Genomic DNA, 15408 nt, shown 5'->3' with positions numbered 1-15408 from the left:
GGCCAGGTAACGGGCCAGAAAAATGAGCGAGATGGCCAGCAATGCACTGAACACGGTTTTGAACATAAAGCTACGCCGGGAACTCTGGCAAATGCGGGGTCAGGTGCTCGCCATCGCCCTTGTAATCGCCGGCGGCGTGGCCGTGTGTGTCATGTCGCTGGTGAACTACTCCTCCCTGCTGGCAACCCGGGCCCAGTATTACGAGCAACACCAGTTTGCAGAGGTGTTTTCCAGCCTGAAGCGGGCGCCCCGCCATATCCTTCAAGACATTGAAAAATTTCCAGGTGTCGCACGTTACGAAGGCCGCGTGGAAGGTGGCGCCAAACTGGAGATGCCCGGCTTTACCGATCCGGTCTCGGCCCAGCTGGTGTCGATCCCCCCGGACGGCCAGCCGGACATCAATCGCCTCTTCATCCGGGAGGGTCGGCTTCCTGCTCCCGGCAGGAACCAGGAAGTTGCGGTCATCGGGAGCTTTGCCGAAGCCCATGACCTGTCGCTGGGTGATCAGTTTCATGGAATTATCAATGGCCGGCGACAGGCGCTGGTTCTGACCGGCATTGTTGAATCGCCGGAATTCATTTACGTGATTCCGCCCGGCGCGATGCTGCCGGATTACCAGCGGTATGGTGTGCTCTGGATGAGCAGAGAGGCTCTGGAAGCCGCCATGGATATGGGGGGTGCGTTTAACAGCCTGGTGGTTACGCTCAGGCCGGGCTATTCGGTTGCCTCCGTGGCGGGCGCTCTTGATCGGTTGCTGGCTCGCTATGGCGCGACCGGAGCCTATGGTCGGGACGACCAGCTCTCTCACCGCTTCCTGAGTGATGAGCTGAACCAGCTGAAAACCATGGCGACGGTTTTCCCCCTGATTTTCATGGGGGTGGCCATGTTCCTCCTGAATGTGGTGATCAGCCGGCTGATCAGTACCCAGCGGGATATCATCGCGGTGCTCAAGGCTTTTGGTTACGGCAACCGGCAGATCGCCTGGCACTACAGCAAACTGGTTATCGTGATTGCGGTTATCGGGTTGTTGCTCGGGCTGGCTCTCGGATTATGGCTGGGGCGGTCACTGGGCGAGCTTTACATGGATTTCTACCGGTTTCCCGGGCTGCTGTTCCGTATCAACCCGCTCTGGCTGGTGTTGCTGGGTGCACTGACCATTACCGTCGCCTGGCTCGGTGCCTGGAGAGCCATCCGGCAGGCAGCGGCCTTGCCGCCTGCTGAGGCCATGAGGCCGGAGGGGCCTGCCAGATACCGGGTTACCTGGGCAGAAAAACTGCTTTCGGGGGTCCGGTTCTCCCAGCCATCGCGAATGATCGTGCGCCAACTTTCCCGCCGTCCCACCCGGACACTGCTGTCCATGAGTGGCGTTGCCATGGCCACGGCCATTGTCATGGTTGGTAATTTCCAGTTTGATTCGGTGTCATTGATGGTGCATACCCAGTTTGCACGGGTTCAGCAGCAGGATCTGGCCACCACGTTTATCGATCCGGTGAACAGCGCAGCCCTCTACGGCCTGCAACGCCAGCCGGGAATCCGGTACGTCGAGGGCCGGCGCACAGTGCCTGCGCGCCTGAAATTCGGGCACCGGGAGTGGCGCAGTGCGGTAACCGGGATACCCGCTGACGCGCGCCTGCAATTTGTTGTCGATAGCGACCTGGAGCGGGTAACCCTGCCGGGCGAGGGTCTGCTGCTGACGGATTACCTGGCCCGGGAACTGGGCGTGAAGCCCGGCGATACCCTTCAGCTGGAGCTACTTGAAGGCGACCGTCGAACGGTACTGGTGCCTGTGGCCGGGGTTACCAGTGAGTTTCTTGGCGTAGGCGCCTACATGAACCTTGATGCCCTGAACCGGGCCTTAGGAGATGGGCCCCTGATCAACCAGGCCATGATCAACCTGGATCCCACCAGGGCGGCTGACGTCTATGACAGCCTTCGGGAAACACCAGGGGTTCTTGGTCTGAGTATTCGCCAGTCCATGCTGGACAGCTTTTACGAAACACTGGCCCGGACCTTCCTGACGTTTACCTTCTTCAACAGCCTGATGGGCGGCATTATCGCCTTTGGTGTTGTCTATAACACAATCCGCATATCCCTTGCCGAAAAGGGACGGGAGCTGGCTAGTCTCAGAGTGCTCGGGTACACCCACAATGAAGTTGCGCATATATTGTTGGGTGAGGTAGCGCTGTTGTTGCTACTTGGCGTGCCGCTCGGATGGTTAATCGGACAGGGCCTGGCGCTGTTGATTGTCACCGCCATGCAAACAGAGCTCTATCGGGTGCCGCTCACCATAACTTCCCAGACTCTGGGCATTTCGGCGCTGGTTGTGGTGGTATCGGCGATTGCTTCAGGCGTTATTGCGTGGTGGCGCCTGAAGGAGCTGGACCTGGTGGCCGTGCTGAAAACACGGGAATAGTTGCTGCAGGAAACAAGGAGTGAACTGACGCTATGGCAGCAAAACGGTTTGCAGGAAAATGGCTGTTCTGGGGCGTTTTTGTGGTGCTTGGCATTGCCGCACTCGTGTTCACGATCCGCCCAGATCCGGTGTGGGTGGATCTGGCGACGGTGAGCCGTGGCCCGATGGAAATAACCATCAAGGAGGAGGGCAGAACCCGGGTTCGGGATCGGTATGTGGTTTCATCCCCGGTTGCTGGCTACCTTCATCGGGTGATTCTGGAGGTGGGCGATCCGGTTATCCCTGGAGAGCTGCTCACCGAGGTCGACCCCATGCCCGCCAGCACCCTGGATGCCCGTAGCCGGGCGGAGGCGGAGGCCAAGGTGCAGTCGGCCCGGTCCGCGCTGAACTCCACTCGCCAGAAAGTAGAAGCTGCCCAGGCGGAAGCGGATCTGGCGATTCGGGAGCTGGCCCGCCTGCAGGCGCTCAGTGGCGATCGTTTTGTATCCGAAGAACGGTTACAGCAAGCCAAAGCCGCTTCGGCCAAGGCCCAGGCCATACTGCGCTCTGCCCGTTTTGATGAAGAAGTCATGGCACACGAGTTGGCGGCCGCCAGGACCCGCCTTGAAGTCTCTGCCGCCAGGGCTTCCGGTAATGGCTCTGTGGAACGGGTTCCGGTCCGGTCCCCGGTCAATGGTTCGGTGCTGGGGGTTGTGCGCAAAAGTGAAGGCGTCATACACGCCGGCGAGGCCATCCTGGAGCTGGGTGATCCGGGCGCCCTTGAGGTAGTCATTGACGTCCTGAGTTTCGATGCTGTCAAGCTAAGTCCCGGTGTGCCGGTGCGTCTCACGGGCTGGGGTGGTGGAACTCTGGATGCGGTAGTCAGGCGGGTTGAACCTGTCGGATTTGAGGACGTCTCCGCGCTTGGTGTCGAAGAAAGGCGGGTACAGGTGGTTGCGGATATCACCAGTCCACTGGAAGCCTGGGAGACACTCGGAGATGGCTATCGGGTGGATGCGGAATTCGTGCTCTGGGCCTCGGATGATGAGCTTCAGATTCCCGAGTCCGCCATTTTCCGCAAGGATGGCCAGACCCTGGTATTCCATGTCGTGGACGAGCGGGCGGAGCTCACAGCCGTTTCAACAGGCCGCACCAATGGGTTTCACACGGTCATTCTTGATGGCCTGAGCGAAGGCGATCGGGTGGTCCGTCATCCGGATCGCCAGCTTGAGGATGGCAGCCGGGTGAGAGTCCGGTGAGAGCTGGGTGGTATTGGCCTCTTATACCTTGGTATCACCGATGAAACGAGAGGACGTATCACGTTTTTCTGGCTAGACTGATGGCTCGAACACCAATCAAAACAAGAATCAGGAGTCCGGCAAGGTGACCCGATACGATACTCTCATTACCGGGGGCCGCTATTTCGATGGAACCGGTGGCCCCTCCCGCATCGCCCATGTTGCGATCAAAGACGGGCGGGTCGCCCGGGTATTTGAAGCGGAACCGGATCCTGGCCAGGCAAAACGGGTGATTGATGCCCGGGGCTGCTGGGTGACGCCAGGTTTTCTGGATACCCATACCCATTACGATGCTGAACTGCTGGTTGCGCCCTCCTTGTCCGAGTCCGTGCGTCATGGTGTCACCACCGTGCTTATAGGCAGCTGCTCCCTGAGTATGGTGTGCGCAGACCCGGAAGACGCCTCTGATATTTTTACCCGGGTGGAGACGGTGCCCCGGGAAAAAGTGCTGCCTATCCTGAAACACTACAAATCCTGGCGTACCCCCAGGGAGTGGGTGGCCTTTATGGACCGACATCCGCTCGGACCCAATGTGATCAGCTTTCTTGGCCATAGTGACCTGCGAACGGCCGTGATGGGTCTTCAGCGGGCAACGGACCGGACTGTAAGCCCAACGGCTGAAGAGCAGGTGCGAATGGAGGCATTGCTTGAGGAGGCCCTGCAGGAAGGGTTTCTGGGGTTATCCACCATGTGCCTGAAGTGGGATAAGGTCGATGGTGACCGGGAGTGGTCCAAGAGCCTGCCCAGTACCTATGCCAGATGGCGTGAGGTAAGTCGGCTGAACCGCCTCCTTCGCCGATACGGGCGAGTGCATCAGGGCGCACCGAATGCCGCCAATCCACTGCAGGTTACCCAATACCTCAAAGAGACCTTCGGCTGGTTGCGCAAACCCCTGAAAACAACGCTGATTGCGATGATCGACCTCAAAGGCAATCCCACGGTGAAGCCCATGGCGAGTCTGGTGGCCTGGCTGGCCAACAACTTTGGCGGCAACTTTCGCTGGCAGCTGTTGCCGACCCCATTCACCATTTACGCGGATGGTATGGATATTGTGCTGTTCGAAGAGTTCGGGGCGGGCGAGATGGCGCTCGATATTCGCGATCAGCTTGAAAGGAATGAGCTGTTGAAGGATGAACAGTACCGGCGGAAGTTCCGGAAATTCTACAAGGAAAAACTCTCTCCCCGGGTGTGGCAGCGCGACTTCGGCGACGCGGTGATTCTGGACTGCCCTGATAAAAGCGTTGTCGGCCGCAATTTTGCCGAGCTTGCCGCCGATCGCGGCATCCACGTCGTCGACTTCTTCCTCGACATGGTGGTTGAACACGGCCGGTCCCTGCGCTGGTATACCACCATCGGCAATCACAGAAAGGACCGGCTGCGAAAAATGGTCACTCATCCCGGTGCCCTGATCACCTTTTCCGATGCTGGAGCCCATATCCGCAATATGGCGTTCTATAATCTGCCGTTGCGGTTCCTCAAGCTGGTTCATGAGAGTCACGGTGAGAGCGGGCCTGTTATGTCTCTGGAGCGGGCGGTCCATCGGCTGACGGGGGAACAGGCGGACTGGCTCGGAGTAGATGCAGGCCACATCCGGGAGGGCGACCGGGCGGATATTACCGTGCTGGATCCCCGGGGCCTGGATCAGGATCTGGAGCAGGTTGAGTGGGCTGAAATGGAGAATTTTGGTCTTGACCGGTTGGTCAATCGAGTGCCTGGCTGCGTCCGACACGTACTGATCAATGGCCAGCCTGCAATGACCAATGGCGAACCGGAGGCGGAGCTCGGTAAACAACCGGGGTATGGCCGTTTTCTCCGTGCTGGCGCCGCTCAATAATCACGACACTGGAGTGAGAGCATGATCGACCGACTGGCACCTGTGGTCTGGGTGGCTGCATTTCTGGCCGTTTTTGTGTGGTCTGGTATCGAGCCAAAGGACCGGGCAACCTGGGTGCTGGAGGTGTTGCCGGCAGCTGTCGGTTTTGGCCTGGTTGTCTGGTGCTTTTTCAGGTACCCGCTCACGCCACTCGTGTACCAGCTGATCCTGGTGCATGCCGTTATCCTGATGGTCGGAGGTCACTACACCTATGCCGAGGTCCCGGTATTTGACTGGTTCCGGGACTGGTTTGGCTGGGGGCGCAACAACTACGACAAACTGGGGCACCTGGCGCAGGGCTTCGTGCCTGCAATCATTGCCCGGGAACTGGTGATTCGGCTCAAGGTCTTCGCCCGTCGCGGCTGGCAATCGTTTTTTATCGTCTGCTTCTGTCTGGCGGTGAGTGCGTTCTATGAGCTGATTGAATGGTGGGTTGCCCTGCTGAGTGATGAGGCCTCGGAGGCGTTTCTGGGAACCCAGGGCTATGTGTGGGATACCCAGTCGGATATGGCTTGGGCGTTGTCCGGTGCTATTCTTGCCCTGGTCTTGCTGCGTCGTATTCATGACCGACAATTGCAGGCCCTGTAAGGTCGCTATCGTTACAAAGTTCATATCCCGAAGAATGGAATAGAGCGGCATGTCTGAAGAACAACTGGCTGAGAGCAAATCGGACGGACTTCCACGCAGTCAGGTGATAGGCCTGATCCTTGGCGCCGCATTTCTGCTGGCAACAATTGTTCTCCCGCCCCCGGAAACCATGGGCACAGAAGCCTGGGCAGCCTTGGGGCTGATGCTGTTGATGGCCACTTGGTGGTCAACGGAAGCCATCCCGATTCCGGCTACCGCTTTATTGCCGATCGTTCTGGTGCCGGCGCTTGGGCTGGGGAGCGTTGGCGAGGCCACGTCACCGTATGCCAATCCGATCATTTTCCTTTTTCTGGGCGGCTTCACACTTGGGCTTGCCATGCAGCGTTGGAATTTGCACCGGCGGATTGCCCTGATGACCCTGAAGGCCGTTGGCAGTGAGCCGCGTCGCCAGATCGGCGGCTTTATGCTGGCCACCGCGTTTTTAAGCATGTGGGTGAGCAATACCGCAACGGCCATCATGATGCTGCCCATTGGTCTGTCGGTGGTGGGCATGATGGATACAGGTAATCCGGAAGGGGTTCGGCGTTATGCCACCGCGCTTTTGCTGGCCATTGCCTATTCCGCCAGTATTGGTGGCATTGCAACACTGATCGGCACGCCGCCCAATGCACTTCTGGCGGCGTATCTGAGTGAAAATCAGGGCATCTCGGTCGGGTTTGCCCAGTGGATGCTACTTGGGATTCCGGTCACCATTGTTATGCTGGTTCTGGCCTGGTGGTGGCTGACCCGTCGCGACTTTGGCCTGGACAGTTCCGGTGATGGTGGCACTGCGATACGGGAGGAGCTCGATGCTTTAGGGCCGCTTGGCCAAGGTGAAAAGCTGGTTGCCGCGGTATTCCTTGCCACCGCCGGCGCCTGGATTTTCCGCCCGCTGTTATCAGGCAGCCTGATGCCATGGTTAAGCGATACCGGTATTGCCATCGCCGCCGCGATTGTCATGTTTATTATTCCGGTACATGCCAGCAAACGGGAGTTCCTGCTGGACTGGGAAACGGCCAGGGGTATCCCCTGGGGGGTTCTGTTGCTGTTCGGTGGTGGTCTGGCCATGGCCGGCGTGATCAGTAGCTCCGGTCTGGCAGAGTGGATCGCGCAAAGCCTGGGGGTTGCTGGCACCCTACCAACGCTTGCGATGATTGTGTTGGTGACCGGTGTGATTATTTTTCTCACAGAAGTTACCAGCAATACCGCGACAGCAGCCGCATTTCTGCCGCTATTAGGGGCACTGGCCATGAGCCAGGGTGTGTCACCGCTGCTGCTGACCGTTCCCGCCGCCATCGCAGCCAGCTGTGCCTTCATGATGCCGGTAGCAACCCCGCCCAATGCCATTGTGTTCTCCAGTGGCCATATGCAGATCAGCGACATGATCAGAGCGGGATTTGCCCTGAACCTGATGGGTATTTTGGTTGTGACGCTTCTGAGTTACCTGCTGCTTGGCCTGGTTTTTTCTATTTAGCGGTGAGGGCCCGGCTCGATGTCGGGCTCTGTCTTTGCCTTTCTAAACCTGGCACTCCTTGTGCTGCCCGTCCCGGCTCAATCTGACTGTTTGGATCGGTGACAGATTGCCATGCTCTTCAAATGCCATGACCCATCTCTTAAATCCGTTCTGGAAGGCGCCTTCTGCAGCGACAGATTTGAGGCACAGTTATCTTTAAGGGCGCAGGGTTTTCGGTATCTTACCGTAACAACATGTAACCCGATAAATACCGTGGCCAATAAAAACAGGGACTTCGTCTGACATGCTGCTGGTGCTCGCTGGATCCATTCTCACATTTACCATGGTGCAGGAAGCTACTTTGGTAGAGCCCTATGAAAAAGGCGCCATTGTCATCCAGCAGGATGTGGACTCCAGCCCTGTTACCCTGCGCTCGGATGTCCGGGTTGAGCCTCTGGTGGAGCAGAAGTTCCGGAACATCGTTCGCCAGGCCTATGATTACAGTTGCGGTAGTGCGGCACTGACCACGGTGCTGAACTTCTATCTCGGGCGGACGCTGTCCGAGCGCCAGGTGATGGAAGGCTTGCTCCATTACGGCGAAAGCGAGCGGATTGTTGAGCGGCGGGCTTTCTCCATGCTTGACATGAAACGTCTCGTGACGGCTCTGGGCTACCCGTCGGGGGGGTTCCGGGCCACCATCGATGACCTTAAAGACCTGGACCATCCGGCAATCGTTCCGATTCATCATGCCGGGTTCAAACACTTTGTTGTGTTGCGGACGATCCGGGATGGGCGCGTCTACATGGCCGACCCTTCGGTGGGCAATATTTCCTTCACCCTGGCGCAATTCGAGGAAAAGTGGGATGACAACGTCCTGTTTATCGTCTTTCCGGGCGGCGATAAACCGCTGGATAACCTGGAGCTGAAAGAGGAAGACCTTCGTTTTGTGGACGACCAGACAATGACCCTTCTGGCGCTGGAACGTATACCGGCGTTTCACGAATCCACCCAGAGGCGAATCCAGAATCTGCTGGAACGCCAGAAAAACAATCCCGATGGCAGTGTTGAGAACACTCGAAAGCAATTGCACTACCGTCGTAACTAATTTCCCGGGAGTTCTCCGGGGCAGGAACATTACAAATAAAATAAGGGAGTCAGGATGAATCGTTGGTTTGTGCGAGGCTTTATCCTTGTTTCCACGGCAGGTCTGCTTCCGGGCATCGTCCTGGCGCAGGAAGGAAGTGTGGACCAGGCGCGGGAGGCGTTGGCCAGGCAGGAAGGAGACGAAGACGCTTCCCGGCAGCTGGAAGAAGTCTTTCAGGCTGCGGAGAAGAATTATTCTCTGCAGAAGAAGGGGTCCCATTCCCTGAACTACTCCTTCGACTACTCCTATACCGCCGATCAGCGACTGGACCTTGCCATCACCAACGGCTCAGTGAGGAATCTCGATGTAGTACCGTCGGCAACCCATAGCTTTACCAATTCGTTTTCCTACGATTACGGTCTTCTGGACAACCTTACTGTTGGTACCCGTATTCCTCTGGTGGTCAAATACGACACCCAGGACGAGCTAAGTGTTTACGATGTCGGCGATGTTTCCTTTACCGGTCGCTGGCAACCTTTCGCCTATGTACCCGGCAAGATGTCCACGACTCTGTTCGGGACCCTGTCGACCAAGACCGGCGTCAGCCCCTATGAGATTGATATCAACGAGCAGCTTTCCACCGGAAGTGGCTATTACTCCATCGGTGGTGGCGCAAGCTTGTCCAAGGTACTGGACCCGGTCGTGATTTTCGGCTCGGTGAGTGCCACCTACAACCTGCCCGCAGAAGATCTTCAACAGGTTCGAGGAGCCCGCCTGCTGACGGAAGTGGAACCTGGGTTTGGGCTGTCGGGTTCGGCCGGCTTTGCCTACTCCCTGTCCTACGACATCTCGCTCAGTATTTCGGCTCAGATCAGCTACAGCGATGAAACGATCCTGACCTTCTCCAATGGCGACCAGGCCGTAGCCCAGGACCAGATGACCGGTTTCCTGAGCATGTCCCTTGGGACCCGTGTCAGCGATACCACGATCGTCAACACCAGCCTTGGGATTGGCCTCACCGAGGATGCGCCGGACTTTTCCCTGGGGGTATCCCTGCCTATTAACTTCTCCGGCCTCAAAGAGTGATTGGTGTCGTTGACGATCTACGGGAAGGGAAGGATTTCATGGGACAGAAAAGCCACAACCGGCAGATTCTCGCGGCTCTGATTGCCACGACCATGTCGTGTGGAGCCGAGGCCCAGTTAGCGCAGAACCTGACGATCCACCCCAAGGCATTGGCGCTTGGGAATGCGGTGACTGCTGATCCTCCGGGGATCATGGCGATTCACTATAACCCGGCGGGGCTGACCAAGCTGGAGGGTCGCCAGCTCGAAGTTAACCTGATGAGCGTCTACCTGGATATCGACGCGGACTTCATAGCGCCTGAAGGGTACGAGATTTTTGGAATTGATGGCCTGGAGACTGATCCGCAAACCGGCAGGCAGCGGGACCCGGTTGCCAATACGCACAGCCATACCAACAACGTGGCGTTGTATCTTCCAGGTTATGGCATTTTAAGGACGCCCCCGGGCCCGGCCCTCGCGCCGTCAGCGGGTATCAGTATTAACCCGCCCGGGTCCAAGCTGACTTTCGGGAACGCGTTTTATCTGCCGATGGCGGCGGGCTTTTATCGCGACAAGGACGACCCTGGCCGGTATCAGCCACAGGCAACGGCCTTGCAGAGAACCACGTACCTGTCACCAACGATTGGTTACGAGATTAACGATGACTGGTCTGTGGGTGCCGGTATTCACCTGTCTCACATGGGCGTTGCAGCTGACCAGTACATGCGGGCGCCCAATCTTTTGCTGGGTGTGGCGGAAGTGCTTCAGGACGCTTTCAACTGTGAAAGTGGTGATGAGCCGCTTCAGCCCTGGCTTGCGCTGTGTGGCGGTAACGTGGGTCCCTGGGATGATATCGGCGCCCTGAATATCAACGTTCAGGAAACCCTCTCACCCACCTACGCTCTGGGTGTGATTTGGGAGCCGACCGACTGGTTCAGCTGGGGAGCGAGCTACACGTCCGAAGCTGACATGAACATGAAGGGCACCTTCGAAATTCAGTATACCGACGACTGGTCTGGTTTCTGGCAGAGTGTCAACGGGTCGGTACTGGGCGCCATTACCTCCGCCATTCTGAGCCTCCCATCGGGTGCTCCAAAGGAAGCCGGCAACGTCAGCATGGATCTGGTCTATCCTCAGCATTTCCAGACCGGCATCAGTGTCGATGTGCATCCGAAACTGACCCTGAACGCTGATATTGGCTGGACAGACTACAAGCAGTGGGACGCTTTCGTTTTTCGTTTCGACCGGAATCTGGAGTTTCTGAACGCGGCGCGTATCCTTTCGCCGGACAACGCCACACCGAATACCCTCAGGCTGCCACTGGGTTTCAAGAGTCAGTGGAACTGGGCGTTCGGCATGGAGTTCCATGCATCTTCACGTCTGGACTTGCGGGCGGGCGTGGAAATAAGGGATTCGGTTATCCCGGATGATCAGCGACAGGTAATGGCACCATTTGGTGGTGCGAATCTCTACAGTGTTGGTATGGGGTACCAGTGGGATAAGAATACTGAGATTGATATGAACCTCAGCTATCTTCACTCGGTGGAGTCGATTCCTGCGGACACCAGTTGTAACGTAAACTGCGACAATATCACCAACATCATTTACAACCCCTATGCAGGCCTCGATGTTAAAACCTCGCTTCGGGTTGTGATGGCAGGCCTCAGTTTCCGGACAAAATTCTGAGAGTTGCCGCGAACCGTAGGGTAGCTATTCCCCGTGACCAAAGGCGCTTTTCCGAAATTCGCACTTTACCTGCTGCTCGCCACACTATTGACAGGCTGCCAGGTTGGTGGCGCTGTGGTCTCTAAGCGGGAGGGCTATTTCACTTGGGTTGATGAGCAGGGCAGAGTCCGTTATTCACCGATTGTCGGAGCAACCGGGAAAAGCATGGGCAAGAGCGTCGGGAACAACTCCGATAAAAGAACCGGTGAGGCCGTCGCTGGGTCCCCATTGGGTTCACAGGAACCCGGATCAGACGAGTCAGCGGGACTGGAAGAAGAAACCGAATACACCCTGGAGAATTACCCGGACGCGGAGCAGTTGGAAAAGGACGGCTACGTTCGCCCCGGTCAACGGCAACCCTACTTCACATGGCGGGACGCCCAAGGTAATGTCAGGGTCAGCTATTACCAGCCCGATACCCGCACGGATCGCCAGAAAGGCCTGGTAGAACCGCCTATCCAGATCACTGAAGCCCAAGTTTACCATGCTGGCGATAGCCAGGCGTCCCCGGAGCCGGTACCCGGACATGATCCGGATGCGTTCGCCATTCTGGGCATTGAGCCTGTTGCCGATGATTTTCTCGCCCGCTTCTCGGCCAATTGCTGTGAGTCTCTGGACATCCAGAATCCTGAGAGCTGGCAATCGGGCCGTGAGTTCGGTGTCACGCTCTCGGAAGGTTCGAATGTTCATTCGTTCCTGACCGGCGCCAGCCCCTATCAGCTGGTACTGCTTCCGGCTCCGGAAAAGGTGGACAGCCTTGTTATCAGGCTGCGCTCCTATGCCCAAAACGGCGTTTTCGTCCCGTCCGTGGTGTTTCTCGACGAACAGATGGAGCCGGTCCGCCTGGTCATGGACCTGGTGATGGATTTCGAGCCGGAGAACTGGCATCGCCGTGGGTATCTGGAAGCCTGGATCCCGGCATTTCCGTCTCGGGGGGAGCGGTGGATGGTTCTTTTCACCCGTGAAAAGGACCTGGAGGGCCAGACCGTTATTGAAACCCGGTTCGGTCCGCGCAGGATCCCTCACATACGGCGGGGCGAACTCGGGTTGATGCAGGTGGAGGGCTGAGGTTTCAGTCCTCCGGTTTGCTCAGGTCCAGCCATTGCTGAGAAAGCCAGTAGTAACTGCCATCACCTGCAGGGTGGGTGCAGTTGTAACGAAAGCGCCTGCGGTTGAAGCTATCCGGGGCCTTAACCCTGACGGCACCATCTATTACGTCGAAATCGATCCGGCCCTGGCCAGAGGCAAAACAGGTCAACCTGTTTGTATTGATGGGTGACGCAAGGGGAAAGGCCAGGGTCGGAGGATTCTCAGAGATCACACCATCTGGCAGGTTTTTCGTATCTATCGGGAAGGCCTTGCTGAGAAGTTTGTTCTCAAGGTTACCCAGTTGCCCGTAGGCATTGGCCATGGGAAAGCGGGGCAGTCGCGTACTGGCGGATTTCGGTCCGATCGCCCCGGACTGCTGGCCATAACCGTACCATCCCCGTGCTGCCAGTTGTTTCTCAAGCGCTTGGTCGAACTCGCCGTACGGGTAAGCGAACAGCGGGGCACTCGAACCGAGTTTGGCAGCAAGGGTTTCCTGGGCAGAGTCGAGACTGTTCGAGACTCGAATTTGCCAATCACTGTCTGTCTCCCCGGGCTTTTTCGCAAGATGGCCATGGTCGGCACTGTGGTTGGCGATGATGACGGTTTCGAGTTCGGCAAGTTCTTTAATCTGATCCCAAGTCATGTAGCCGTTGCGGCCAACCGCCTGGGTGTTCACGAAAATGGTGTAGGGATAGCCTTTGGACGCCAGCAAGGGCGCGGCATCTGAATAGACGGACTCATAGGCATCATCAAAGGTAATGGCGATGCGGTTGCCACTTTCGCTCCCGCCCGCCAGTGTTTTTCTTGTACCCTTGAGTAGATCGACGACCTCGACATCCAAATCCGAAATCATCTCGAGCTGACCTTCGAAAAGCGAGACTGACGTGGAAGTCGCAGACGGCGTGGAGCCACTTACATGGTGGTATTGGAGTACGACAAGATCAGCCCATACTGGAGAGGCTGCCGCCAACAGTGAAAACACTGCAAGCGGTTTAACGAATGCTTTGATCGGCATGGTGTCTCCTGAATTGACTGAACTGAAACCAGATCCCTTTAAGTTTGATCAGGTGCTATGACGAAAATGGGCTTTCAGCACGGCGAACGCCTCATTCAGATGCTGGATAGTTTCCGTGTTGCCTCCCCGGTCAGGGTGCGCCCGCATAACCGCCCGTCGAAAACGTAGCTTCACTGCGGGGAAATCTGGTGGCAAGGCCTCAAACCCCAGTGCCTCTGCGGCTGCTTTCGCTTCTGCCTGGGCCGGGCCCTTGCCGGGCCGGCCGGTCCAGAAATCATCCATCATCTGGTGTATTGCCTCTTCCGGTAAACGATACTGGGAAAGGTCCAGATAGAATTGGCGCAGCGTGTCGACACCGTCTGGAACCCCTTTGCCACCGATGACAGTCTGGGCTTCCAGGCAGATGTTCAACGGTGAAATCCGAAGGCTCTCACCCGACTCGGATAACTGGTCACGAAGCCGGTACAGTACGTGGAACAACAGAAAATGAACCGGGTAAAGCTTTTCCGGTTCGTTGAAACTGACTGCGCCCAGAAGTTCCCACGGTGGTCTCTGGAGTGACTTGATCAGCGACAGCTCGTTCATTCCGGCAGGCGCCGTTCGAAGCTCATGCTCCACGGCCACCAGCAGATGCTGAATCTGGTGCTCAAGCAGGGGATCGCTTTCGATCGCAGGGGGAGAGGAGGGGCTCATGCTGGCGTGGTTATCTGTCATAGATCCAATGGTAGGGGACTTGGGGCCGCCAGGGAAGTGTCTCCAGCCGGCCGACGGGCACAAATCCAGGTTGGTATCCTGTCCCTCAATCCATGTGGCGCGTATAATCCCACGTTCATTTTTACCTATGACCATGGTTGGTATGTCCGAAGCAATGATCGCCAGTTCCGAACAGTCTCTCAACCCAGACCGCGAACGCCGCCAGAAACTTGAGTTGAACAAGCTGCAGAAACGTCTGCGCCGCGAAGTCGGGCAGGCGATTGCCGAGTTCTCGATGATTGAAGCCGGTGACAAAGTCATGTGTTGTCTCAGCGGTGGTAAAGATTCTTACGCCATGCTGGACATTTTGCTCAACCTGCAGAAGAGTGCGCCGGTTTCGTTTGAGCTGATTGCTGTCAACCTTGACCAGAAGCAGCCCGGGTTTCCGGAAGAAGTGCTGCCCGCATACCTTGAGTCCATGGGTATTGAGTATCACATCATCGAGAAAGACACCTACAGTATCGTTAAGGAAAAGGTGCCCGAAGGGAAGACCACCTGTGGCCTGTGTTCCCGCCTACGTCGCGGAATTCTCTATAATTTCGCGGTAGAGCATGGTGTTACCAAAATCGCACTGGGTCACCACCGGGATGATCTTCTGGAAACCCTGTTCCTGAACATGTTCTACGGTGGCAAGCTCAAATCGATGCCGCCAGTACTCCACAGCGACGACGGCCGCAATACGGTGATCAGGCCGCTGGCGTTCAGCCGCGAGAAGGATATTGCCCGCTATGCGGCCCTGAGGGAGTTTCCGATCATTCCCTGTAATCTCTGTGGTTCCCAGGAGAACCTCCAGCGCCAAGTGATCAAGGACATGTTCCAGAGCTGGGACAAGCAGCACCCGGGCCGTCTGGAAACCATGTTCCGAGCCATGTGCAACGTTGAACCGTCCCATCTGGCCGATACCAGCCTGTACGATTTTCGGGAAGGCAGACGGCTGGGCGGAAAACGCCAGGCGGTGCAAACCGCAGAACCGGAAGAGGCAAGCAGCTTTGGTCGTCTGGATGTACTGAATATCTAGCGATCGTTCGGACGGCG

12 protein-coding genes are annotated in these 15408 nt (G+C 57.3%); 10 read left to right on the top strand and 2 right to left on the bottom strand.

The window, feature by feature from the left end; all coding sequences use genetic code 11:
* Positions 1-22: 22 nt before the first annotated feature.
* From ACN0XM_RS11015 to ACN0XM_RS10975, 9 genes are all read left to right on the top strand, one after another.
* Entirely contained in the window at positions 23-2413 is a 2391-nt protein-coding gene (locus tag ACN0XM_RS11015) for an ABC transporter permease (RefSeq protein ID WP_417566976.1), read from the top strand.
* A gap of 32 nt (positions 2414-2445) precedes the next feature.
* The gene (locus ACN0XM_RS11010) at positions 2446-3651 is read left to right on the top strand and encodes an efflux RND transporter periplasmic adaptor subunit (protein WP_417566975.1); all 1206 of its coding nucleotides are present in this window, start codon (positions 2446-2448) and stop codon (positions 3649-3651) included.
* A 124-nt stretch (positions 3652-3775) separates the two neighbouring features.
* A complete protein-coding gene (locus tag ACN0XM_RS11005; RefSeq protein ID WP_417566974.1) occupies positions 3776-5524 on the top strand; it encodes an N-acyl-D-amino-acid deacylase family protein in 1749 nt (582 codons plus the stop codon).
* A gap of 21 nt (positions 5525-5545) precedes the next feature.
* A complete protein-coding gene (locus tag ACN0XM_RS11000; RefSeq protein ID WP_417566973.1) occupies positions 5546-6151 on the top strand; it encodes a DUF2238 domain-containing protein in 606 nt (201 codons plus the stop codon).
* A 49-nt stretch (positions 6152-6200) separates the two neighbouring features.
* Positions 6201-7664, top strand: coding sequence for an SLC13 family permease (locus ACN0XM_RS10995; RefSeq protein ID WP_417566972.1), 1464 nt, complete (start codon positions 6201-6203; stop codon positions 7662-7664).
* A 283-nt stretch (positions 7665-7947) separates the two neighbouring features.
* Positions 7948-8748: a C39 family peptidase gene (locus ACN0XM_RS10990; protein WP_417566971.1), complete on the top strand. Its 801-nt coding sequence runs from the start codon at positions 7948-7950 to the stop codon at positions 8746-8748.
* A gap of 54 nt (positions 8749-8802) precedes the next feature.
* Positions 8803-9813, top strand: coding sequence for a transporter (locus tag ACN0XM_RS10985; protein ID WP_417566970.1), 1011 nt, complete (start codon positions 8803-8805; stop codon positions 9811-9813).
* Between the two features lie 38 nt (positions 9814-9851).
* Positions 9852-11477, top strand: coding sequence for an OmpP1/FadL family transporter (locus ACN0XM_RS10980; protein ID WP_417566969.1), 1626 nt, complete (start codon positions 9852-9854; stop codon positions 11475-11477).
* Between the two features lie 33 nt (positions 11478-11510).
* On the top strand, positions 11511-12584 hold the full coding sequence (locus ACN0XM_RS10975; RefSeq protein ID WP_417566968.1) for a MalM family protein: 1074 nt from the start codon (positions 11511-11513) through the stop codon (positions 12582-12584).
* 4 nt (positions 12585-12588) lie between these two features.
* Here ACN0XM_RS10975 and ACN0XM_RS10970 read toward each other — a convergent pair whose 3' ends face one another.
* The gene (locus ACN0XM_RS10970; protein WP_417566967.1) at positions 12589-13620 is read right to left on the bottom strand and encodes a polysaccharide deacetylase family protein; all 1032 of its coding nucleotides are present in this window, start codon (positions 13618-13620) and stop codon (positions 12589-12591) included.
* 48 nt (positions 13621-13668) lie between these two features.
* Positions 13669-14334 carry a DNA-J related domain-containing protein gene (locus ACN0XM_RS10965; RefSeq protein ID WP_417566966.1) on the bottom strand — a complete coding sequence of 222 codons (666 nt, stop codon included), beginning with the start codon at positions 14332-14334 and terminating at the stop codon, positions 13669-13671.
* Positions 14335-14476: 142 nt separating this feature from the next.
* Between ACN0XM_RS10965 and ttcA the strand changes: the two genes are divergently transcribed.
* Entirely contained in the window at positions 14477-15391 is a 915-nt protein-coding gene (gene ttcA / locus ACN0XM_RS10960; protein WP_417566965.1) for a tRNA 2-thiocytidine(32) synthetase TtcA, read from the top strand.
* Positions 15392-15408 lie beyond the last annotated feature (17 nt).

The sequence above is a fragment of the Marinobacter sp. genome (genome assembly GCF_048269445.1).
Classification (GTDB): domain Bacteria; phylum Pseudomonadota; class Gammaproteobacteria; order Pseudomonadales; family Oleiphilaceae; genus Marinobacter.
Note: the sequence above shows the minus strand (reverse complement) of the source record. Positions and strands in the feature narration are given on the sequence as shown.

Excerpts from the sequence above, each read along its gene's own strand:
- ACN0XM_RS11015 (WP_417566976.1), top strand. The coding sequence starts at position 23 with ATGAGCGAGATGGCCAGCAATGCACTGAACACGGTTTTGAACATAAAG.
- ACN0XM_RS10995 (WP_417566972.1), top strand. The coding sequence starts at position 6,201 with ATGTCTGAAGAACAACTGGCTGAGAGCAAATCGGACGGACTTCCACGC.
- ttcA (WP_417566965.1), top strand. The coding sequence starts at position 14,477 with ATGTCCGAAGCAATGATCGCCAGTTCCGAACAGTCTCTCAACCCAGAC.
- ACN0XM_RS10980 (WP_417566969.1), top strand. The coding sequence starts at position 9,852 with ATGGGACAGAAAAGCCACAACCGGCAGATTCTCGCGGCTCTGATTGCC.
- ACN0XM_RS11000 (WP_417566973.1), top strand. The coding sequence starts at position 5,546 with ATGATCGACCGACTGGCACCTGTGGTCTGGGTGGCTGCATTTCTGGCC.
- ACN0XM_RS10965 (WP_417566966.1), bottom strand. The coding sequence starts at position 14,334 with ATGACAGATAACCACGCCAGCATGAGCCCCTCCTCTCCCCCTGCGATC.
- ACN0XM_RS10985 (WP_417566970.1), top strand. The coding sequence starts at position 8,803 with ATGAATCGTTGGTTTGTGCGAGGCTTTATCCTTGTTTCCACGGCAGGT.
- ACN0XM_RS10990 (WP_417566971.1), top strand. The coding sequence starts at position 7,948 with ATGCTGCTGGTGCTCGCTGGATCCATTCTCACATTTACCATGGTGCAG.
- ACN0XM_RS10970 (WP_417566967.1), bottom strand. The coding sequence starts at position 13,620 with ATGCCGATCAAAGCATTCGTTAAACCGCTTGCAGTGTTTTCACTGTTG.
- ACN0XM_RS11010 (WP_417566975.1), top strand. The coding sequence starts at position 2,446 with ATGGCAGCAAAACGGTTTGCAGGAAAATGGCTGTTCTGGGGCGTTTTT.